General features: G+C 60.1%; 18 protein-coding genes. 8 read left to right on the plus strand and 10 right to left on the minus strand.

The window, feature by feature from the left end; all coding sequences use genetic code 11:
- Positions 1-198 precede the first annotated feature (198 nt).
- On the plus strand, positions 199-1,548 hold the full coding sequence (glpT, locus tag K5R88_RS19635) for a glycerol-3-phosphate transporter (protein ID WP_008024279.1): 1,350 nt from the start codon (positions 199-201) through the stop codon (positions 1,546-1,548).
- Here the strand turns inward: glpT and K5R88_RS19640 are convergent.
- From K5R88_RS19640 to K5R88_RS19665, 6 genes are all read right to left on the minus strand, one after another.
- Positions 1,524-2,192, minus strand: coding sequence for a gamma-glutamylcyclotransferase (locus tag K5R88_RS19640; protein WP_008024281.1), 669 nt, complete (start codon positions 2,190-2,192; stop codon positions 1,524-1,526). The genes glpT and K5R88_RS19640 overlap by 25 nt on opposite strands.
- A 300-nt stretch (positions 2,193-2,492) precedes the next feature.
- A complete protein-coding gene (locus tag K5R88_RS19645; RefSeq protein WP_226298226.1) occupies positions 2,493-3,461 on the minus strand; it encodes a CDP-6-deoxy-delta-3,4-glucoseen reductase in 969 nt (322 codons plus the stop codon).
- The gene (gene ubiD / locus K5R88_RS19650; protein ID WP_008040678.1) at positions 3,461-4,927 is read right to left on the minus strand and encodes a 4-hydroxy-3-polyprenylbenzoate decarboxylase; all 1,467 of its coding nucleotides are present in this window, start codon (positions 4,925-4,927) and stop codon (positions 3,461-3,463) included. Before ubiD ends, K5R88_RS19645 begins: the two co-directional genes overlap by 1 nt.
- A 140-nt stretch (positions 4,928-5,067) precedes the next feature.
- The gene (gene rho, locus K5R88_RS19655; protein ID WP_007942421.1) at positions 5,068-6,327 is read right to left on the minus strand and encodes a transcription termination factor Rho; all 1,260 of its coding nucleotides are present in this window, start codon (positions 6,325-6,327) and stop codon (positions 5,068-5,070) included.
- Between the two features lie 250 nt (positions 6,328-6,577).
- Positions 6,578-6,907 (minus strand): thioredoxin TrxA, encoded by a 330-nt coding sequence (trxA, locus tag K5R88_RS19660; RefSeq protein ID WP_003206727.1) that lies wholly within the window; start codon positions 6,905-6,907, stop codon positions 6,578-6,580.
- Between the two features lie 120 nt (positions 6,908-7,027).
- Positions 7,028-7,735: a FadR/GntR family transcriptional regulator gene (locus tag K5R88_RS19665; protein ID WP_008024287.1), complete on the minus strand. Its 708-nt coding sequence runs from the start codon at positions 7,733-7,735 to the stop codon at positions 7,028-7,030.
- 255 nt (positions 7,736-7,990) lie between these two features.
- On the opposite strand from K5R88_RS19665, the gene K5R88_RS19670 reads away from it, so the two are divergent.
- From K5R88_RS19670 to ppx, 5 genes are all read left to right on the plus strand, one after another.
- A complete protein-coding gene (locus K5R88_RS19670) occupies positions 7,991-8,776 on the plus strand; it encodes a transporter substrate-binding domain-containing protein (protein WP_008024289.1) in 786 nt (261 codons plus the stop codon).
- 21 nt (positions 8,777-8,797) lie between these two features.
- Entirely contained in the window at positions 8,798-9,466 is a 669-nt protein-coding gene (locus K5R88_RS19675) for an amino acid ABC transporter permease (RefSeq protein ID WP_207284914.1), read from the plus strand.
- Positions 9,463-10,113, plus strand: coding sequence for an amino acid ABC transporter permease (locus tag K5R88_RS19680; RefSeq protein WP_008024293.1), 651 nt, complete (start codon positions 9,463-9,465; stop codon positions 10,111-10,113). Before K5R88_RS19675 ends, K5R88_RS19680 begins: the two co-directional genes overlap by 4 nt.
- Positions 10,100-10,837, plus strand: a complete 738-nt coding sequence (locus tag K5R88_RS19685) for an amino acid ABC transporter ATP-binding protein (RefSeq protein ID WP_226298227.1) — start codon at positions 10,100-10,102, stop codon at positions 10,835-10,837. The genes K5R88_RS19680 and K5R88_RS19685 overlap by 14 nt, the downstream gene beginning before the upstream one ends.
- A gap of 233 nt (positions 10,838-11,070) precedes the next feature.
- Positions 11,071-12,573, plus strand: a complete 1,503-nt coding sequence (ppx, locus tag K5R88_RS19690; RefSeq protein ID WP_008024297.1) for an exopolyphosphatase — start codon at positions 11,071-11,073, stop codon at positions 12,571-12,573.
- Between the two features lie 270 nt (positions 12,574-12,843).
- Here ppx and ppk1 read toward each other — a convergent pair whose 3' ends face one another.
- The gene (ppk1, locus tag K5R88_RS19695) at positions 12,844-15,066 is read right to left on the minus strand and encodes a polyphosphate kinase 1 (protein WP_008040675.1); all 2,223 of its coding nucleotides are present in this window, start codon (positions 15,064-15,066) and stop codon (positions 12,844-12,846) included.
- Positions 15,067-15,084: 18 nt separating this feature from the next.
- Positions 15,085-16,098: a porphobilinogen synthase gene (gene hemB, locus K5R88_RS19700; RefSeq protein WP_008024300.1), complete on the minus strand. Its 1,014-nt coding sequence runs from the start codon at positions 16,096-16,098 to the stop codon at positions 15,085-15,087.
- A 208-nt stretch (positions 16,099-16,306) separates the two neighbouring features.
- Between hemB and K5R88_RS19705 the strand changes: the two genes are divergently transcribed.
- Positions 16,307-16,939: a DedA family protein gene (locus K5R88_RS19705; protein ID WP_008024301.1), complete on the plus strand. Its 633-nt coding sequence runs from the start codon at positions 16,307-16,309 to the stop codon at positions 16,937-16,939.
- On the opposite strand, the gene K5R88_RS19710 is transcribed toward K5R88_RS19705, so the two are convergent.
- Positions 16,920-18,155, minus strand: coding sequence for a sterol desaturase family protein (locus K5R88_RS19710; RefSeq protein WP_226298228.1), 1,236 nt, complete (start codon positions 18,153-18,155; stop codon positions 16,920-16,922). The two genes, K5R88_RS19705 and K5R88_RS19710, sit on opposite strands and share 20 nt — an antisense overlap.
- A 115-nt stretch (positions 18,156-18,270) precedes the next feature.
- Between K5R88_RS19710 and elbB the strand changes: the two genes are divergently transcribed.
- A complete protein-coding gene (elbB, locus tag K5R88_RS19715; protein WP_008024305.1) occupies positions 18,271-18,939 on the plus strand; it encodes an isoprenoid biosynthesis glyoxalase ElbB in 669 nt (222 codons plus the stop codon).
- Positions 18,940-19,062: 123 nt separating this feature from the next.
- Here elbB and K5R88_RS19720 read toward each other — a convergent pair whose 3' ends face one another.
- Complete coding sequence (locus tag K5R88_RS19720; protein ID WP_192227491.1) at positions 19,063-19,518, minus strand: YaiI/YqxD family protein; 456 nt, start codon at positions 19,516-19,518, stop codon at positions 19,063-19,065.
- Positions 19,519-19,567 lie beyond the last annotated feature (49 nt).

Consider the following 19,567-nt stretch of genomic DNA (forward strand, 5'->3'; position numbering starts at 1 on the left):
GGGCATCGCTGCGTCATAAAAGGTTGCGAGGTAACAATTCCCACAGCGCCCTTCACTTATACCTGAGCGACATGTTCGTAAAAGAACATGCAATCTCCAACATTTCCGCTGTTTGGTCGATGTGAACCAGTGCTATTTTCGGTAACGAAACTGTAACATTCGCATCCGCAGTCAAAACAAGAAATCTGGAGCTCTTGAATGTTTGCTTTCTTTCGTCCTGCCGCACATCAGGCTCCATTGCCTGAAGAAAAAATAGACAGCGCCTACCGACGGCATCGCTGGCAGATCTTCGCCGGCATATTCATCGGCTACGCGGGTTACTACCTGCTGCGCAAAAACTTCTCCCTGGCCATGCCCTATCTGATCGAAGAGGGCTATACCCGCGGTGAGCTGGGCCTGGCGTTGTCGGCGATTGCTATCGCCTACGGCTTGTCCAAGTTCCTGATGGGCATTGTTTCCGACCGTTCCAACCCACGCTTCTTCCTGCCGTTCGGCTTGCTGGTTTCGGCTGGCGTAATGTTCATTTTCGGTTTTGCGCCCTGGGCCACGTCCAGCGTGACCATCATGTTCATCCTGCTGTTTATCAATGGATGGGCGCAGGGCATGGGGTGGCCGCCGAGTGGGCGGACCATGGTCCACTGGTGGTCGCAGAAGGAACGCGGGGGCGTGGTGTCCCTGTGGAACGTGGCGCACAACGTCGGTGGTGGTTTGATCGGCCCGCTGTTCCTGCTCGGCATGGGCCTGTTCAATGACTGGCACGCGGCGTTTTACGTGCCGGCGGCAGTGGCCATGGCCGTGGCGGTGTTTGCCTTCGCCACCATGCGCGACACGCCGCAATCGGTTGGCCTGCCGCCGATCGAGAAGTACAAGAACGACTACCCGGAAGGCTACGACGCCAGTCACGAAGAAGAATTCAGCGCCAAGGAAATCTTCGTCAAATACGTGCTGCGCAACAAAATGCTCTGGTACATCGCCATGGCTAACGTCTTTGTATACCTGCTGCGTTACGGCGTGCTGGACTGGGCACCGACCTACCTCAAGGAAGCCAAAGGTTTCAGCGTGGATAAAACCTCGTGGGCCTATTTCCTTTACGAGTGGGCAGGTATTCCCGGGACGCTTCTGTGCGGCTGGATGTCGGACAAGATCTTCCGTGGCAACCGTGGCCTGACCGGCATGGTGTTCATGGCGTTGGTGACCGTGGCGACGCTGGTTTACTGGCTCAACCCGGCCGGCAACCCGACGGTCGACATGATCGCCCTGATCTCGATTGGTTTCCTGATCTACGGTCCGGTGATGCTGATCGGTTTGCAAGCGCTGGAACTGGCGCCGAAGAAAGCCGCCGGTACGGCAGCGGGCTTCACGGGTCTGTTCGGTTACCTGGGTGGTTCAGTCGCGGCCAGTGCAGCCATGGGCTACACCGTGGACCATTTCGGCTGGGACGGCGGTTTCGTCTTGCTGATCGGCGCGTGCCTGCTGGCAATGGCTTTTCTTGCGCCAACCTTGTGGCACAAGCAGGTCGCCAGTCAGACCCGCGAAGCGATCGCCTGATCGACCTTTGATTTGCAGCGTTTGAGCCGCGCCTCCAGATTCCGGTCTGGCATGGCGTGGCTACGCAGGGCGTTGGCGGTCTGCTCGACATAATCGCGAGTGGTGCCGTAACGCCCGCAAGCGTTTTCGAACACGTGGCTCAGCACGTGATCCGGCAGGTTGCCGGCATAGCTGGGCAGGTGTCGCTCCAACACGAATCCCAATGCCTGAACCTGATTGCCATCTTCGAGACGGCAGTTCAACCAGTGTGGGCGATAAGAAGGGAATGGCATTTCGCGCTGCCACAAGGCATACAGCGACGCTTCGAGTTGTTCTTCGGGCAAGCGATAAGCGAAGCCGCTGCAAGAGCCGCCGCGATCCAGGCCAAATACCAGCCCCGGTACTTCCGGCGTGCCGCGATGTTCGTGGGACCACAGGTACAAACCGCGATGGTAGCCATGCACCCGGCCGCGAACCCGTTCAACCGCCGCGCACTCAGGGCGCCAGATCAGCGAGCCGTAAGCGAACAGCCAGACCGGCCCACCCTTGTGGCGCGCCATGGTCGACTGCATCGAGCTGAGCAATTGTTCGTGCGTCAGCTGCGGCCCCAGATCGAGCCGCGGAGGGTAAGCCAGATTCATAAAAGCAGATTCAATGGCGCTCATGGCGAATAGCGTTCAGCTCCCCGCGGGTGATGAATTACTTAATAGAACGCACCGCTGTAACAATAAGGCACATATGTTTTAAGGCAATTTAAGTGCCACGGCACAGTTCTTAATTAATTGCCTGATTGAGTTATAACCTACCGGCATTTAATTAATTTTATAAATACCGATCGGCTATATATGAAGTTATATGTAGGAGCGAGCCTGCTCGCGATGGAGGCGGGGACAACGCGTTCATGCTGCTGCAGCGCGTTATCGTTGACCGCCATCGCGAGCAGGCTCGCTCCTACAGGGGAAGCGTCATCCCCTGGGTGCGTACGCAAACACATCGGCGCGCATCTGATGAGCATCCATCCCGGCGTTGACCAACGCGTCCAGTGTCCCGTAGACCATCGCCGGTGAGCCGCTGGCGTATACATGCAGCGCTTTCAGATCCGGAAAATCCTCGCACACGGCCTCATGCAACATCCCGCAGCGCCCCTTCCAGCCACATTGATCGCTGACGACTTTATGCAGGAACAGATTCGGCAGTTTCTGCCATTCGTCCCAATGCTCGATCTCATAAAAGTCTTCAGGGCGGCGCACGCCCCAGTACAGATGCACTGGATACTTGAAACCCGACGCCCGGCAATGTTCGATCAGGCTATGGATCTGGCCCATACCGGTGCCCGCAGCGATCAGCACCAGCGGGCCGTCCGGCAACTCTGCCAGATGGGTATCACCGAAGGGCATTTCGATCCGCACCATCGGATTGCGTTGCAGTTGCTCGATCAGGCTCAGCGCACTGCTTTCGCGCGCCAGTACGTGAATTTGCAGATCACGCCCCGCATGCGGTGCCGAGGCCAGGGAAAATGCGGATTTTTCGCCGTTCTCACGCTCGATCATCAAATACTGACCGGCGTGATAACGCGGTGGCTTGCCGGCCGGCGCGCGAAAACTCACGCGCCAGGTATCGCCGCCGACATCCTTGCACTCAATGACCTGACACGAGACGCTGCGCACCGGCAATTCTCCCAGCGCGAGCACGCCATCCCACAGCACAATGCAGTCTTCCAGCGGCTCTGCTATGCAAGTGTAGAACTCGCCATGGTCGCGCACACCACCGGCCTGCTCGACTCGTCCTTCCACCAGCAGCGCGGCGCACACATGGCAATTGCCGTTGCGACAGCTTTGCGGGCATTCATAGCCCAGGCGGCGTGCGCCATCGAGAATCCGCTCGCCGGGCAGTATCTCTAGCACTGCTCCGGAGGGCTGCAAAGTTACACGCATCAATCTATTCCTAACTGATTCCAGATGGCATCGATCCGTTGGGTGACGGCTTCATCCTTGACGATTACCCGGCCCCACTCGCGTGTGGTTTCACCGGGCCATTTATGCGTGGCATCGAGTCCCATTTTCGAACCCAGGCCGGACACCGGCGAGGCGAAATCGAGGTAGTCGATCGGCGTGTTGTCGATCATCACTGTGTCGCGCTTGGGGTCCATGCGCGTGGTGATGGCCCAGATCACGTCGTTCCAGTCCCGTGCGTTGATATCGTCGTCAGTGACGATAACGAACTTGGTGTACATGAACTGTCGCAAAAACGACCAGACACCGAGCATTACCCGCTTGGCATGACCGGGATACGACTTCTTCATGGTCACGATGGCCATGCGGTACGAGCAGCCTTCGGGCGGCAGGTAGAAGTCGGTGATTTCCGGGAACTGCTTCTGCAGGATCGGCACGAACACTTCGTTCAGCGCGACACCGAGAATCGCCGGCTCATCCGGCGGACGACCGGTGTAGGTGCTGTGGTAGATCGGTTTGATCCGGTGGGTAATGCGCTCGACGGTGAACACCGGGAAGCTGTCGACTTCGTTGTAGTAACCGGTGTGGTCGCCGTACGGACCTTCGTCGGCCATTTCGCCCGGATGGATCACGCCTTCAAGGATGATCTCGGCGGTGGCCGGCACTTGCAGATCGTTGCCGCGGCACTTCACCAGTTCGGTGCGATTACCACGCAGCAAACCGGCGAAAGCGTATTCGGAAAGGCTGTCCGGCACAGGCGTCACAGCGCCGAGGATGGTCGCCGGGTCAGCGCCGAGCGCCACGGACACCGGGAACGGCTGGCCCGGATGCTTCTCGCACCACTCGCGGTAATCCAGCGCACCGCCACGGTGGCTGAGCCAACGCATGATGACCTTGTTGCGGCCGATCACTTGCTGACGGTAGATGCCGAGGTTCTGCCGGTCCTTGTTCGGGCCTTTGGTGACGGTCAGGCCCCAGGTGATCAGCGGGCCGACGTCGCCCGGCCAGCAGGTCTGCACCGGCAGCATCGCGAGGTCGACGTCGTCGCCTTCGATGACCACTTCCTGGCACACCGCGTCTTTGACGACTTTGGGTGCCATGGAGATGATCTTGCGGAAGATCGGCAGCTTCGACCAAGCGTCCTTCAGGCCTTTCGGCGGCTCGGGTTCCTTGAGGAACGCCAGCAGCTTGCCGATCTCGCGCAGTTCGCTCACCGCTTCTGCGCCCATGCCCAGCGCAACACGCTCGGGGGTGCCGAACAGATTGCCGAGGACGGGAATGTCATAGCCCGTCGGGTTCTCGAAAAGCAGGGCCGGACCTTTGGCACGCAAGGTGCGGTCACAGACCTCGGTCATTTCGAGCACCGGGGACACCGGAACCTGGATGCGCTTGAGTTCGCCGCGCTGTTCCAGGCCGCTGATAAAGTCGCGCAAGTCGCGATACTGCATGCGTGAGCCTCGTGTTGGCCGTGGCGTTCGGGGGCTGGCAGTTTAGCGCCGAACCCCTCTGTTCAGAACAACGAAGTGCCGTTCATCAAAAATCAGATAGCAAAAAGCCGGGTTTCCCCGGCTTTTGCTGGTCTATCGACTTACTTGCGTTTCATCGACAGGAAGAACTCATCGTTGGTCTTGGTCGTTTTCAGCTTGTCGACCAGGAACTCAATGGCAGCGATCTCGTCCATCGGGTGCAGCAACTTGCGCAGGATCCACATGCGCTGCAACTCGTCGTCGGCTGTCAGCAACTCTTCGCGGCGGGTGCCGGAACGGTTGATGTTGATGGCCGGGAAGACGCGTTTTTCAGCGATACGGCGATCCAGCGGCAGTTCCATGTTGCCCGTGCCTTTGAATTCTTCGTAGATCACTTCGTCCATCTTCGAGCCGGTTTCAACCAGCGCGGTGGCGATGATGGTCAGCGAACCGCCTTCTTCGATGTTCCGCGCGGCGCCGAAGAAACGTTTCGGTTTCTCCAGGGCGTGAGCATCGACACCACCGGTGAGCACTTTGCCGGAGCTCGGGATCACGGTGTTGTAGGCGCGAGCCAGACGGGTGATGGAGTCGAGCAGGATCACCACGTCTTTCTTGTGTTCGACCAGGCGCTTGGCCTTCTCGATCACCATTTCGGCAACCTGCACGTGGCGGGTTGGCGGCTCGTCGAACGTCGAGGCAACCACTTCGCCGCGCACGGTGCGCTGCATTTCGGTTACTTCTTCCGGACGTTCGTCGATCAGCAATACGATCAGATGAACTTCAGGGTTGTTACGTGCGATGTTCGCCGCGATGTTCTGCAGCATGATCGTTTTACCGGCTTTCGGCGGTGCAACGATCAGACCGCGCTGGCCTTTACCGATCGGGGCGCACAGGTCGATGACACGACCGGTCAAGTCTTCGGTGGAACCGTTGCCGGCTTCCATCTTCATGCGCACAGTCGGGAACAGCGGGGTCAGGTTCTCGAAGAGAATCTTGTTTTTCGCGTTCTCGGGACGATCGTAGTTGATCGTGTCGACCTTGAGCAGCGCGAAATAACGCTCGCCTTCCTTTGGAGGGCGGATCTTGCCAACGATGGTGTCACCGGTGCGCAAGTTGAAACGGCGGATCTGGCTCGGCGAGACGTAGATATCGTCCGGGCCGGCGAGATAGGAAGCGTCAGCGGAGCGCAGGAAGCCGAAGCCGTCCTGGAGAATCTCCAGCACGCCATCACCGGAGATTTCCTCGCCGCTTTTAGCGTGCTTCTTGAGCAGGGAGAAAATCACGTCCTGCTTGCGCGAACGGGCCATATTTTCTATGCCCATCTGTTCGGCCAATTCGAGCAGTTCGGTAATCGGCTTTTGCTTGAGTTCAGTCAGATTCATATAGGAATGACGTAATCATTTATGGAGGGGGGGAAATTAAGCTTTTGGCTTAATGAGGCCGCGCCGCGGAGAAGGCGACAGGATCGCGTACTTATTCGAAAAGGAGTGCGTCGGCGACGGCTAGCAGGGGGCAGTGGAGAAACCAGTGCGGGGCCGAATGTAACACCTGAGTTTCGGAGCGTCTAGCCCTCAATAACGAAAAAGCCCCGCAATATGCGGGGCCTTTTTTCGGACACTTTACAAACGACGCTTAGATGTTGGCGTCGAGGAAAGCAGCCAGTTGCGACTTCGACAGTGCGCCGACCTTGGTCGCTTCAACGTTGCCGTTCTTGAACAGCATCAGGGTCGGGATACCACGCACGCCATGCTTGGCCGGGGTTTCCTGGTTTTCGTCGATGTTCAGTTTGGCAACGGTCAGCTTGCCTTTGTAGGTTTCAGCAATCTCGTCCAGAACAGGAGCGATCATTTTGCAAGGGCCGCACCACTCAGCCCAGTAGTCGACCAGTACAGCGCCTTCGGCCTTGAGTACATCGGCCTCGAAGCTAGCGTCGCTAACGTGTTTGATAAGATCGCTGCTCATGGAAGTCTCCAGGTTGTAAGCAAAAAAACGTGGCCCATCATAGCCGCCCTTCCCTCGTTCAGGAAGGTGCAGATGATTGAGTCTCACTATGGTGGTGCATGAGTTTGGGTATAGCTCAAGTCAGGATGTGGCGGGAGCGACGAAGGCAATTCCGGTGCGCAGGGCAGCGTTGCGCACATGTTCGTGCATGGCCTTCTGCGCCGCGCCGGACGAACGCCGGGCCAGTGCACGGAGGATTTTGCGGTGCTCATGCCAGGTTTCCATGGCCCGTTCGGCCCGGATGAACGGTAGCTTCTGGCTCTCCAGGAAAATGTCGGCGCTGGCCGTCAGGATGCTCAGCATCGCCTGATTACCGCTGGCCAGCAGGATGCGCCGGTGAAACTCGAAGTCCAGGCGCGCCGCCGCCTCGAAGTCACCCACCTTCAGTTCATTGCGCATCGCGGCGACGTTGTCCTCCAAAGCATCGAGCTCATCGGTGCTCAACGTCACGGCGGCCAGCCCGGCGGCAAAACCTTCCAGGGCGTAGCGCAACTGGAAGATATCCAGCGGTGATGCCTGTGCCGCGAACGGCCAGCTCAGCGCCGCATCCTGGCGAGGCAAGTCCACCGGCGCCTGCACGAAAACGCCTTTGCCCGGCTGAATGCTGATCACGCCCAAGGCACTCAGCGACGACAACGCTTCGCGCAACGACGCCCGACTGACCCCCAATTGCACCGCCAGATCCCGCTGCGAAGGCAAGGCATCCCCCGGCCCGAAACCTTGTTCGGCGATCAGTTTGCGGATGGCTTGCAGCGCCACTTCAGGTACAGCTCGGGAAATCGAATTCATGGTTTTCGGACGAACCAGGCGAATGAGCGGCTAGTTTTAAAGCTATTCGCGGCGCCCGGCAAGTCGTGCCCCACCGGGGTTCGGTAATGGCCGACGATGCGCTATCAGAGTGCGAAACACGGACCGACTGTTCAGACCAGTAAGACCGAACAACACCAGTAAAACCGTGGCTTGGCACGGCAAAAACCCAATGTTGGCATGGCCCGTGCTCTGTCGATCCGCAGAAATCATTCCTCGCCGATCCGGAGATTTGCCATGACCCTGCGTTACAGCGCCCTCCTCGCTTCCCTGTTCGCCAGCCTGCTGCTGAGCCAGGTGCCCGCCCACGCCGACGGTCTGGAGGATGTGGTCAAACGCGGCGTCCTCAAGGTTGCCGTGCCTCAGGACTTCCCGCCATTCGGCTCGGTCGGCCCGGACATGAAACCCCGCGGCCTCGATATCGACACCGCCAAACTGCTGGCCGACCAACTCAAGGTCAAGCTTGAACTGACGCCGGTCAACAGCACCAACCGCATCCCGTTCCTGACCACCGGCAAGGTCGACCTGGTGATCTCCAGCCTCGGCAAGAACCCCGAGCGCGAGAAAGTCATCGACTTCTCCAGCGCCTACGCGCCGTTCTACCTCGCGGTGTTCGGCCCGCCGGATGCCGCCATCAAAGGCCTGGACGACCTCAAGGGCAAAACCATCAGCGTCACCCGTGGCGCCATCGAAGACATCGAACTGACCAAAGTCGCCCCCGAAGGCGTCACCATCAAGCGCTTCGAAGACAACAACTCAACCATCGCAGCCTACCTCGCCGGGCAGGTTGACCTGATCGCCAGCGGCAACGTGGTGATGGTCGCGATCAGCGAGAAAAGCCCGAAACGCGTGCCCGCGCTGAAAGTGAAGCTCAAGGATTCGCCGGTCTACGTCGGCGTAAACAAAAACGAGCCGGCGTTGCTGGGCAAGGTCAACCAGATCCTCGCCACCGCCAAGACTGACGGCGCGCTGGAAAAAAACTCACAGACCTGGCTGAAAGAGCCGCTGCCGGCCGATCTCTGATCGTCCCTCGGGAGATTTGATATGGCCTATCAGTTCGACTTTCTGCCGGTGGTGCAAAACACCGACCTGCTCGTACGCGGTGCGCTGTTCACCCTGGAACTGACGGCCATCGGTGCGGTGCTCGGCGTCGGTCTGGGCATTGTCGGCGCGCTGGTGCGGGCGTGGAATATCCGCCCGTTCTCGGCGATCTTCGGGGTTTACGTCGAGTTGATCCGCAACACGCCGTTCCTAGTGCAGTTGTTTTTCATCTTCTTCGGTTTGCCATCGCTGGGCGTGCAGATTTCCGAATGGCAGGCGGCGGTGCTGGCGATGGTGATCAACCTCGGCGCTTATTCGACCGAGATCATCCGCGCCGGCATTCAAGCGATCCCTCGCGGACAACTGGAAGCCGCAGCGGCGTTGGCGATGACCCGGTTCGAAGCCTTCCGCCATGTGGTCCTGCTACCAGCGCTGGGCAAGGTGTGGCCGGCGCTGAGCAGCCAGATCATCATCGTGATGCTCGGCTCGGCGGTCTGTTCGCAGATCGCCACCGAAGAGCTGAGCTTTGCCGCCAACTTCATTCAGTCGCGCAACTTCCGCGCTTTTGAAACCTACGCCCTGACCACGCTGCTTTATCTGTGCATGGCTTTATTGATCCGTCAGTTGCTGAACTGGATCGGTCGTCGATACATAGCCAGGAGCAGCCAATGAGTGATTTCACCTTTTGGGACATCGTGCGCAACTTGCTCACAGGCCTGCAATGGACGCTGGCGCTGTCGCTGGTGGCGTTTATCGGCGGCGGGTTGATCGGGTTGCTGATCATGGTCATGCGCATTTCGAAAAATGCCCTGCCGCGCAACGTTGCACGCACCTACATCGAGCTGTTCCAGGGCACGCCGCTGTTGATGCAGCTGTTCCTGGTGTTTTTCGGGGTGGCGCTGGCCGGGGTGGAAATCTCGGCGTGGATGGCGGCGGCGATTGCCCTGACCCTGTTTACCAGCGCTTACCTGGCGGAGATCTGGCGTGGTTGCGTGGATTCGATCCCCAACGGTCAGTGGGAAGCTTCGTCGAGCCTGGCGCTCAACCCGCTGGAGCAACTGCGCTACGTGATCCTGCCGCAAGCCCTGCGCATCGCCGTGGCGCCGACCGTGGGTTTCTCGGTGCAAGTGGTCAAAGGCACCGCCGTGACCTCGATCATCGGCTTCACCGAACTGACCAAGACCGGCGGGATGCTCGCCAACGCGACCTTCGAACCGTTCATGGTCTACGGCCTCGTCGCCCTCGGCTACTTCCTGCTCTGCTACCCCTTGTCCCTCAGTGCGCGCTACCTGGAAAGGAGACTGCATGCCTCTGCTTAGAATTTCCGCCCTGCATAAATATTACGGCGATCACCATGTGCTCAAAGGCATCGACCTCAGCGTCGAGGAAGGCCAGGTGGTGGCGATCATCGGCCGCAGCGGCTCGGGCAAATCGACCTTGTTGCGCACGCTGAACGGCCTGGAGTCGATCAACGACGGCGTGATCGAAGTCGACGGCGAATACCTCGATGCCGCGCGCGCCGATTTACGCAGCCTGCGGCAGAAAGTCGGGATGGTGTTTCAGCAGTTCAACCTGTTCCCGCACCTGACGGTGGGCGAAAACGTGATGCTCGCGCCACAAGTGGTGCAAAAAGTGCCCAAGGCCAGAGCGGTGGAGTTGGCGCGGGAGATGCTGGAACGGGTCGGGTTGGGCGAGAAGTTTGATGCGTTCCCGGATCGGCTGTCCGGCGGGCAGCAGCAGCGCGTGGCGATTGCCCGGGCGCTGGCGATGTCGCCGAAGGTGTTGCTGTGCGATGAGATCACTTCGGCGCTGGACCCGGAACTGGTCAATGAGGTGCTGAGCGTGGTTCGGCAACTGGCCAGGGAGGGCATGACGCTGATCATGGTCACCCATGAAATGCGCTTTGCCCGGGAGGTTGGGGACAAGTTGGTGTTCATGCATCAGGGGAAGGTGCATGAGGTGGGGGATCCGAAGGTGCTGTTCGCGAATCCGCAGACGGCGGAGTTGGCGAATTTCATTGGGACGGTCGAAGCGGCGGTCTGAAGTATCTTCGGTGCCTGTGAGGCCGTCTTCGCGGGCAAGCCTCGCTCCTACAGATTCAGGCTGTTCGCGGAACATTCACCCACCGCCAACCTGTAGGAGCGAGGCTTGCCCGCGAAGGCGTCTGCGAGATCACTACTCTTTCCTGCTCAGGATCAAGGCTTTGAACGCTACGCGTTGGCGTCAGCGTTTGATCGTGGCACGATGTCGAGGTTATCGACCGAGACCCCCTGACCATGCCGCAATCCCAAGCCAAGAATCTGTCCCTGATCGCCGCAATCGACCTGGGCTCCAACAGCTTTCACATGGTCGTGGCCAAGGCCCAGAACGGCGAAATCCGTATTCTCGAGCGTCTCGGGGAGAAGGTTCAGCTGGCCGCCGGCATCGACGAAGAGCGCCACCTCAACGAAGAATCCATGCAGCGCGGCCTCGATTGCCTGAAGCGTTTTGCCCAACTGATCAGCGGTATGCCGCCCGGCGCCGTGCGGATCGTGGGCACCAACGCCTTGCGCGAAGCTCGTAACCGCGTCGAATTCATCCGCCGCGCCGAAGAAATTCTCGGCCACCCGGTGGAAGTCATCTCCGGTCGTGAAGAAGCACGCCTGATCTACCTCGGCGTGTCGCACACCCTCGCCGATACGCCGGGCAAACGCCTGGTGGCCGACATTGGCGGCGGCAGTACCGAATTCATTATCGGCCAGCGCTTCGAGCCGCTGCTGCGCGAAAGCCTGCAAATGGGCTGCGTCAGCTACACCCAGCGTTATTTCAAGGACGGCAAGATCACCCCGGCCCGCTACGCCCAGGCGTACACGGCGGCGCGGCTGGAGATCATGAGCATCGAACACGCCCTGCACCGCCTGACCTGGGATGAAGCCATCGGCTCCTCGGGCACCATCCGTGCGATCGGCCTGGCGCTGAAAGCCGGCGGTCACGGTACGGGCGAGGTCAACGCCCAAGGCCTGGCCTGGCTCAAGCGCAAGCTGATCAAACTCGGTGATGTCGAGAAAATCGACTTCGAAGGCATCAAGCCTGACCGCCGGGCGATTTTCCCGGCGGGCCTGGCGATTCTCGAAGCGATCTTCGACGCCCTCGAACTGCAACGCATGGACCACTGCGAAGGTGCTCTGCGCGAAGGCGTGCTCTATGACCTGCTGGGCCGTCATCATCATGAAGACGTCCGTGAGCGCACGCTCAGCTCGCTGATGGAGCGTTACCACGTCGATCTGGAGCAAGCGGCACGGGTCGAGCGCAAGGCACTGCATGCGTTCGATCAGGTGGCGGAAGATTGGGAGCTGGACGACGGCGTCTGGCGCGAACTGCTCGGCTGGGCTGCCAAGGTCCATGAAGTGGGCCTGGACATCGCTCACTATCAGTATCACAAGCACGGCTCATACCTGATCGAGCACTCGGACCTCGCCGGGTTCTCCCGCGAAGACCAACTGATGCTCGCGCTCCTGGTGCGTGGCCACCGCCGCAATATTCCCCGGGACCGGTTTGCCGATTTTGGCGACGAAGGCATCAAGCTGATTCGCCTGTGCGTGCTGCTGCGTTTTGCGATCCTGTTCCATCACATCCGCGGCACCCAGGAAATGCCTCAAGTGGCGCTGCACGCCAATGGTGACAGCCTGGAGGTGTTGTTCCCGGAAAACTGGCTGGACGACAACCAGCTGACTCAGGCTGACTTTGCGCTGGAAGCTGAATGGCTGACGCGTGTGGGTTTCGTGCTCAACGTCCGGTAAACCACCGAAAAGCGCTCGCCGTACACGGTTCTGTAGGAGCACGGCTTGCCGGCGAAGGCGATTTCGAGGACGCCTTCGCGGGCAAGCCTCGCTCCTACGGGTCTGCGCGCTCAGGCGACACCTGTAGGAGCCAGCTTGCTGCGGGCGGCGTTCCGACGATGGCGATTTCGAGGGCGCTATCGCCGGCAAGCCGGCTCCTACAGGGAATGGTGGTAGTACAAACAAAAATGGCGATCCGCAGGGATCGCCATTTTTTATGCCGCGTGAAGGTTAACGCACCGCCAGAATCGGGCTGCCCAACCGCTCCAGCAACGTGGCCTGCGCACTGCGCGGGTTCTGGTTGCCGGTCGGCGTGTTGCGGACGTAACGGCCGTCCGCCTGCAGGCTCCAGCTGTGAGTGTTATCGGTGAGATAAAGCTCCAGCTCTTTCTTGACCCGCATGATCAGCTTCTTGCCCTCCACCGGGAAGCAAGTCTCGACGCGCTTGTCGAGGTTGCGTTCCATCCAGTCGGCACTGGAGAGGAACATCTGCTCTTCACCACCATTGAGGAAGTAGAAGACCCGGGTGTGCTCCAGGAAGCGGCCGATGATCGAGCGCACGTGGATGTTGTGCGAAACCCCGGCGATGCCCGGACGCAGGCAGCACATGCCGCGCACCACCAGATCGATGCGCACGCCGGACTGGCTGGCCTTGTACAGCGCGCGGATGATCTTCGGATCGGTCAGCGAGTTGAACTTGGCGATAATGTGCGCCGGTTTGCCGTCGAGGGCGAACTGCGTCTCCCGGGCAATCATGTCGAGCATGCCCTTCTTCAGGGTGAACGGCGCGTGCAACAGCTTCTTCATGCGCAGGGTTTTACCCATGCCGATCAGCTGGCTGAACAATTTGCCGACGTCTTCGCACAGGGCGTCGTCGGAGGTCAGCAGGCTGTAGTCGGTGTACAGACGGGCGTTGGCCGCGTGGTAGTTGCCGGTACCCAAGTGGGCGTAACGCACAATCTCGCCAGCTTCGCGACGCAGGATCAGCATCATCTTGGCGTGGGTCTTGAAGCCGACCACGCCGTAGATCACCACCGCACCGGCCGCTTGCAGACGGCTGGCCAGTTGCAGGTTGGACTCTTCGTCGAACCGCGCGCGCAATTCGATCACCGCGGTGACTTCCTTGCCGTTACGCGCCGCATCCACCAGCGCATCGACGATTTCCGAGTTGGCGCCGGAACGGTACAGCGTCTGACGGACCGCCAATACGTGCGGATCCTTCGCCGCCTGACGCAGCAAATCGACCACAGGCGTAAACGACTCGAACGGGTGCAGCAGCAGAATGTCCTGCTTGCTGATCACGCTGAAAATGTTCTCGCTGTTCTGCAGCAGTTTCGGGATCTGCGGCGTGAACGGCAGGTATTGCAGCTCGCGCTGACTGTCGAGGCCGGTGATGCTGAACAGGCGGGTCAGGTTGACCGGACCGTTGACCTGATACAGCTCGGTCTCGTGCAGGTTGAACTGCTTGAGCAGGTAGTCGGACAGGTGTTTCGGGCACGTGTCGGCCACTTCCAGACGCACCGCGTCACCGTAGCGACGGGAGAACAGCTCGCCGCGCAGGGCGCGGGCCAGGTCTTCCACGTCTTCGGTGTCGACGGCAAGGTCGGCGTTTCGGGTCAGGCGGAACTGGTAGCAGCCCTTGACCTTCATGCCCTGGAACAAGTCATCGGCGTGCGCGTGAATCATTGACGACAGGAAGACATAGTTGTCGCCAGGGCCGCCGACTTCTTCCGGCACCTTGATCACTCGCGGCAGCAGACGCGGGGCCGGGATGATCGCCAGACCGGAGTCGCGACCGAAGGCGTCGATGCCTTCGAGCTCGACGATGAAGTTCAGGCTCTTGTTCACCAGCAACGGGAACGGGTGCGTCGGGTCGAGGCCGATCGGGGTGATGATCGGCGCGATCTCGTCGCGGAAATAACGGCGGACCCAGGTTTTGAGCTTGGTGGTCCAGTAACGACGGCGGATGAAGCGGACCTGATGCTTCTCCAGTTCCGGCAAAAGAATGTCGTTGAGGATGGCGTACTGGCGGTCAACGTAACCGTGTACCAGCTCACTGATCCGGGCCAGGGCCTGGTGCGGTTGCAGACCATCGGCGCCAGCCTGTTCACGGGCGAAGGTGATCTGCTTCTTGAGACCGGCCACACGAATTTCGAAGAACTCATCCAGGTTGCTGGAGAAAATCAGCAGGAACTTCAGCCGTTCCAGCAACGGATAGGACTCGTCCAGCGCCTGCTCCAGCACGCGGATGTTGAACTGCAGTTGCGAGAGTTCGCGGTGGATGTACAGGCTGCTGTCATCCAGGCCCGGAATGACAATCGCTGGCGCCGCCGGCGCGGTTTCGACCACTACCGCAGGCGGAGCAGGTTCCAGCTCCGGCGGGGTTTCGGCGATCGGCTCCACCACGGGTTGAGCCTCTTGTACTGCAACTTCAGTGAGTCCTTCGGTATTCATCGAATGTTCCTGGGAGGGCTATTTTTGCTCTCGTAACAATTGAGCAGCACGTACGGCAAAGTAAGTCAGGATGCCATCAGCGCCTGCACGTTTAAAAGCGGTCAGGGATTCGAGGATAACCCCTTCGCTCAACCAGCCATTCTGGATCGCCGCCATGTGCATGGCGTATTCACCGCTGACCTGATAAACAAAAGTCGGCACTTTGAATTCTTCTTTGACCCGGTAAAGGATGTCCAGATATGGCATGCCTGGCTTGACCATGACCATGTCTGCGCCTTCTGACAAGTCCGCCGCCACTTCGTGCAGGGCTTCGTTGCTGTTGGCCGGGTCCATCTGATAGGAGGCCTTGTTGGCCTTGCCCAGGTTCAGCGCCGAACCCACCGCATCGCGGAACGGGCCGTAATAGGCGCTGGCGTACTTCGCCGAATAGGCCATGATCCGCACGTTGACGTGATCGGCCAGCTCGAGGGCTTCGCGGATCGCCTGAATGCGACCGTCCATCATGTCCGACGGGGCCACCACTTGAGCACCGGCTTCGGCGTGGGACAGGGCCTGCTTGACCAGTGCGTCGACGGTAATGTCGTTCTGCACATAGCCTTCTTCGTCGAGGATACCGTCCTGACCGTGGGTGGTGAACGGGTCCAGCGCGACGTCGGTGATCACCCCCAGTTCAGGGAACTGCGCACGCAGGGCGCGAGTGGCGCGCTGGGCAATGCCGTCGGGGTTCCACGCTTCGGCGGCGTCCAGCGACTTGAGTTCCGGTGGCGTGACCGGGAACAGCGCTACGGCTGGAATCCCCAGTTCGACCCACTTGGCCGCTTCTTCCAGCAACAGGTCGATGGTCAGGCGTTCAACGCCGGGCATCGAGGCCACCGCTTCGCGACGGTTTTCACCGTCCAGCACAAACACCGGCAGGATCAGATCATCGACGGTCAGGACGTTTTCACGAACCAGTCGGCGCGAGAAATCATCACGGCGGTTACGGCGCAGGCGGGTGGCTGGAAACAAGCGATTGGCGGGGGTAAAGCTCACGGCAGACTCCTGAGCCCGCGCTGGCGGGCGAGCGTGACAGTTATAAGCGGCCATTATGACCGTGGTATTACAGTTGTGTGCACCCCCGCGACACGTAGTCGCATTCCATTGTCCTTGTAGGAAATGTTCACGTCGAGACACATTTGGACACTTTCATGAATGTGCACGAAGGGTTAGGCTGCGCGTTCATTTCGCCAGCACCCAGACAATGCTCCAACAATTTCTGCATGACTTCGGCTACTTTGCCCTTTTTCTCGGCACGTTCTTCGAAGGCGAAACCATCCTGGTGCTCGCAGGCTTCCTCGCGTTCCGTGGATACATGGACATCAACATCGTGGTGGTCGTGGCGTTTTTCGGCAGTTATGCCGGCGACCAGCTGTGGTACTTCCTGGGACGCAAGCACGGCCGCAAGTTGCTGGCGCGCAAGCCTCGCTGGCAGATGATGGGCGACCGGGCACTGGAACACATTCGCAGGCACCCGGACATCTGGGTGCTGAGCTTCCGTTTTGTCTACGGTTTGCGCACGGTGATGCCGGTGGCGATCGGCCTGTCGGGTTATCCGCCGGGACGTTACTTGTTGCTGAACGGGATCGGCGCCGCGATCTGGGCGGCCGCACTGGCGGCTGCGGCCTATCACTTCGGCGCGGTGCTCGAAGGCATGCTGGGCAGCGTCAAGAAATATGAGCTGTGGGTGCTCGGCGCCCTGCTGGTGCTGGGCTTCGGCCTGTGGCTGCGTCGCCGCTTGAAAAATGCGCGCTTGGCCAAGCAGGTTTATGCCGAAGAGCAGGCCTTGAAAGCCGAACAGGCCAAGGCCGCCGAGGTCAAGACGCCAAGCGAGTGAAACGGTTTCTGCAACAGTAGAGACCGATTCCGCTGAGCAGGCTGTAACTCAGCAGGCCGACCCAGCCCACCGCGCTGGCCGGCCACAGCCCGAGCAGCGGCGCCAGCCACACCAGCGGCACGTTCGACGCCAGCCGCAGCAGCTCCAGCTTCAACGCCCACGGGCGATTCTCCAGGGCCACGCCCAAGGTAAACAACCCCAGCGCCACGGCGCTCCAGCCGAGCACCAGCGCGGCGGTCGGCAGATGCGGCTCGAAGTTCATCAAGTAACTGCCCAGCGCGACGTAGACGCAGAACTGCAACAGCACATAAATCTGCTGACGCCCATCCAGCGGCACTTCGAATTTGCGGAACTGGCTCAAGTCCGGCTTGCTCATCGGGTATTTCGCCGCCACGTCCGCTGGCCGCCAACCGGTGCGCATGAACCAGATCCGCAGCTTGTCCCACGTGCTTTCAGCCCGTCGCGCGTCCTCCCACAGCTGCGCGTAAAACTGCACGTTCGCCCACAACGGATTCCAGCTCGCCAGTGGCGTGGTCACGCCGAAAATCACCGGTTCGTTGTCGTCTTCTTCCTGGAACGAGCCAAACAGACGGTCCCAGATAATGAACACCCCGCCGTAGTTGCGATCCATGTAGAGAGCGTTCTGTGCATGGTGGGCCCGATGGTTGGATGGCGTGACGAAGAACCACTCGAACCACCCGAGCTTGGGAATGTGCCGGGTGTGCACCCAGAATTGATACAGCAGGTTCAGCGCGGCGACGCTGACAAACACCAGCAGCGGCACGCCGAGTACCGCCATCGGCAGGTAGAAAATCCAGCTCAACAGGAAACCGGTACTGGTCTGGCGCAACGCCGTGGAGAGGTTGTAGTCCTCGCTCTGGTGATGCACCGAATGTGCGGCCCAGAGGATGTTGCGTTCGTGGCCCATGCGATGCAGCCAGTAGTAGCAGAAGTCGTAGAGAACGAAGGCGAACACCCAGACCCAGACGCTGTCGGCAGAGAGTTCGAACAGCGCCAGATGCTTGAGCGCAAAGGCATAGGTCACCAGCCCCACGCCCTTGGTCAACAGGCCCGTGGTGGTCGACAGCACGCCGGTGCTGATGCTGTTGATCGCGTCGGCCACCCGATAGTTGCTGACCCCGCGCCAACGGTCGGCCAGCAGTTCGACGGCAATCAGCACAAAGAAGAACGGCACCGCATACAGAATGAAGTCCATGACGCGCCCTGATCGGAATCTTGAGGACAGATGCTAGGTGTAGCCGCGAATTGAACCTATGGCAACGAGTGACAAATTAGTGGACATTTAACGCCATGAATCTGGAGAAAAGCCCATGAGCAAAAAAATTGCAGTGATCCTTTCCGGCTGTGGCGTCTACGACGGCGCCGAGATCCACGAAAGCGTGATTACCTTGCTGCGACTGGATCAGCGCGGCGCGCAGGTGCAGTGCTTCGCCCCCAACATCGCGCAGTTGCACGTGATCAACCACCTGACCGGCGAAGAAATGCCCGAGTCGCGCAATGTGCTGGTGGAGTCGGCGCGGATCGCCCGGGGCAACATCAAGGATATTCGCGAAGCTGACGTCGAAGAGTTCGATGCGCTGATCGTGCCGGGTGGTTTTGGCGCGGCGAAGAACCTGTCGAACTTCGCCATCGAAGGCGCTGGCTGCACCGTGCAACCCGATGTTCTCGCCCTGACCGAGGCGTTTGCCGAAGCGGGCAAACCGGTCGGGCTGATCTGCATCTCGCCGGCGCTGGCCGCGAAGATTTATGGACCGGGCGTGACCTGCACCATCGGCAATGACGCCGATACCGCCGCTGCGATGAACAAGATGGGCGCCACTCACAAGGATTGCGCAGTGACTGACATCGTTGAAGACAAAGCACGCAAGCTGGTGAGCACCCCGGCGTACATGCTGGCGCAATCGATCAGCGAAGCAGCGTCCGGCATCAATAAACTGGTCGACCGCGTGCTCGAACTGACCCACGAAAACGACGCCTGACACCGTCCAACTGTAGGAGCGAGACCGGCTTGCCGGCGATTACGGTCTAATCGTCGACATAAATGTTGAATGTGCCGGCCCCATCGCGAGCAGGCTCGCTCCCACAGGGGTTCAGAGCAGGGTTCAGGATTTGCGGGTTAGCCGCGTCAGGATCCGGTCCAGCGCATTGGCAAACGCCTGCTTCTCGCGCTCGCCAAACGGCGCCGGCCCGCCGCTCATCTGCCCCTGTTCACGCAAGTCGGTGAACAGGTTGCGCACCGCCAACCGATCACCCATGTTCTGCGCGTCGAACTCCTTGCCTCGCGGGTCCAGCGCCGCCACGCCTTTCTTCACCAGCCGGTCGGCCAGCGGCACATCGCTGCAGATCACCAGCTCACCAGGCACCGCGTGTTCCACCAGATAGTCGTCCGCCGCATCCGGCCCGCTCGGCACCACGATCAACTTCACCAGCGCCAGCCCCGGTTTGATCTGCGGCTGCCCGGCCACCAGCACCACCTCGAACTGACGCTTGAGGGCGAACTTCACCACCAGATCCTTCGCTGCCCGGGGGCAAGCGTCGGCATCGATCCACACACGCATTGTGTTTTCCTCCGTTAAAAGCTTCGCGGGCAAGCCTCGCTCCTACAGG

The sequence above is a fragment of the Pseudomonas sp. MM213 genome, from assembly GCF_020423045.1.
Taxonomy (GTDB): Bacteria; Pseudomonadota; Gammaproteobacteria; order Pseudomonadales; family Pseudomonadaceae; genus Aquipseudomonas; species Aquipseudomonas migulae.

What these genes read in the sequence shown, in the direction of transcription:
- glpT (WP_008024279.1), top strand. Translation starts at nt 199, where the DNA reads ATGTTTGCTTTCTTTCGTCCTGCCGCACATCAGGCTCCATTGCCTGAA.
- K5R88_RS19640 (WP_008024281.1), bottom strand. Translation starts at nt 2,192, where the DNA reads ATGAGCGCCATTGAATCTGCTTTTATGAATCTGGCTTACCCTCCGCGG.
- K5R88_RS19645 (WP_226298226.1), bottom strand. Translation starts at nt 3,461, where the DNA reads ATGCGTGTAACTTTGCAGCCCTCCGGAGCAGTGCTAGAGATACTGCCC.
- ubiD (WP_008040678.1), bottom strand. Translation starts at nt 4,927, where the DNA reads ATGCAGTATCGCGACTTGCGCGACTTTATCAGCGGCCTGGAACAGCGC.
- rho (WP_007942421.1), bottom strand. Translation starts at nt 6,327, where the DNA reads ATGAATCTGACTGAACTCAAGCAAAAGCCGATTACCGAACTGCTCGAA.
- trxA (WP_003206727.1), bottom strand. Translation starts at nt 6,907, where the DNA reads ATGAGCAGCGATCTTATCAAACACGTTAGCGACGCTAGCTTCGAGGCC.
- K5R88_RS19665 (WP_008024287.1), bottom strand. Translation starts at nt 7,735, where the DNA reads ATGAATTCGATTTCCCGAGCTGTACCTGAAGTGGCGCTGCAAGCCATC.
- K5R88_RS19670 (WP_008024289.1), top strand. Translation starts at nt 7,991, where the DNA reads ATGACCCTGCGTTACAGCGCCCTCCTCGCTTCCCTGTTCGCCAGCCTG.
- K5R88_RS19675 (WP_207284914.1), top strand. Translation starts at nt 8,798, where the DNA reads ATGGCCTATCAGTTCGACTTTCTGCCGGTGGTGCAAAACACCGACCTG.
- K5R88_RS19680 (WP_008024293.1), top strand. Translation starts at nt 9,463, where the DNA reads ATGAGTGATTTCACCTTTTGGGACATCGTGCGCAACTTGCTCACAGGC.
- K5R88_RS19685 (WP_226298227.1), top strand. Translation starts at nt 10,100, where the DNA reads ATGCCTCTGCTTAGAATTTCCGCCCTGCATAAATATTACGGCGATCAC.
- ppx (WP_008024297.1), top strand. Translation starts at nt 11,071, where the DNA reads ATGCCGCAATCCCAAGCCAAGAATCTGTCCCTGATCGCCGCAATCGAC.
- ppk1 (WP_008040675.1), bottom strand. Translation starts at nt 15,066, where the DNA reads ATGAATACCGAAGGACTCACTGAAGTTGCAGTACAAGAGGCTCAACCC.
- K5R88_RS19705 (WP_008024301.1), top strand. Translation starts at nt 16,307, where the DNA reads ATGCTCCAACAATTTCTGCATGACTTCGGCTACTTTGCCCTTTTTCTC.
- K5R88_RS19710 (WP_226298228.1), bottom strand. Translation starts at nt 18,155, where the DNA reads ATGGACTTCATTCTGTATGCGGTGCCGTTCTTCTTTGTGCTGATTGCC.
- elbB (WP_008024305.1), top strand. Translation starts at nt 18,271, where the DNA reads ATGAGCAAAAAAATTGCAGTGATCCTTTCCGGCTGTGGCGTCTACGAC.
- K5R88_RS19720 (WP_192227491.1), bottom strand. Translation starts at nt 19,518, where the DNA reads ATGCGTGTGTGGATCGATGCCGACGCTTGCCCCCGGGCAGCGAAGGAT.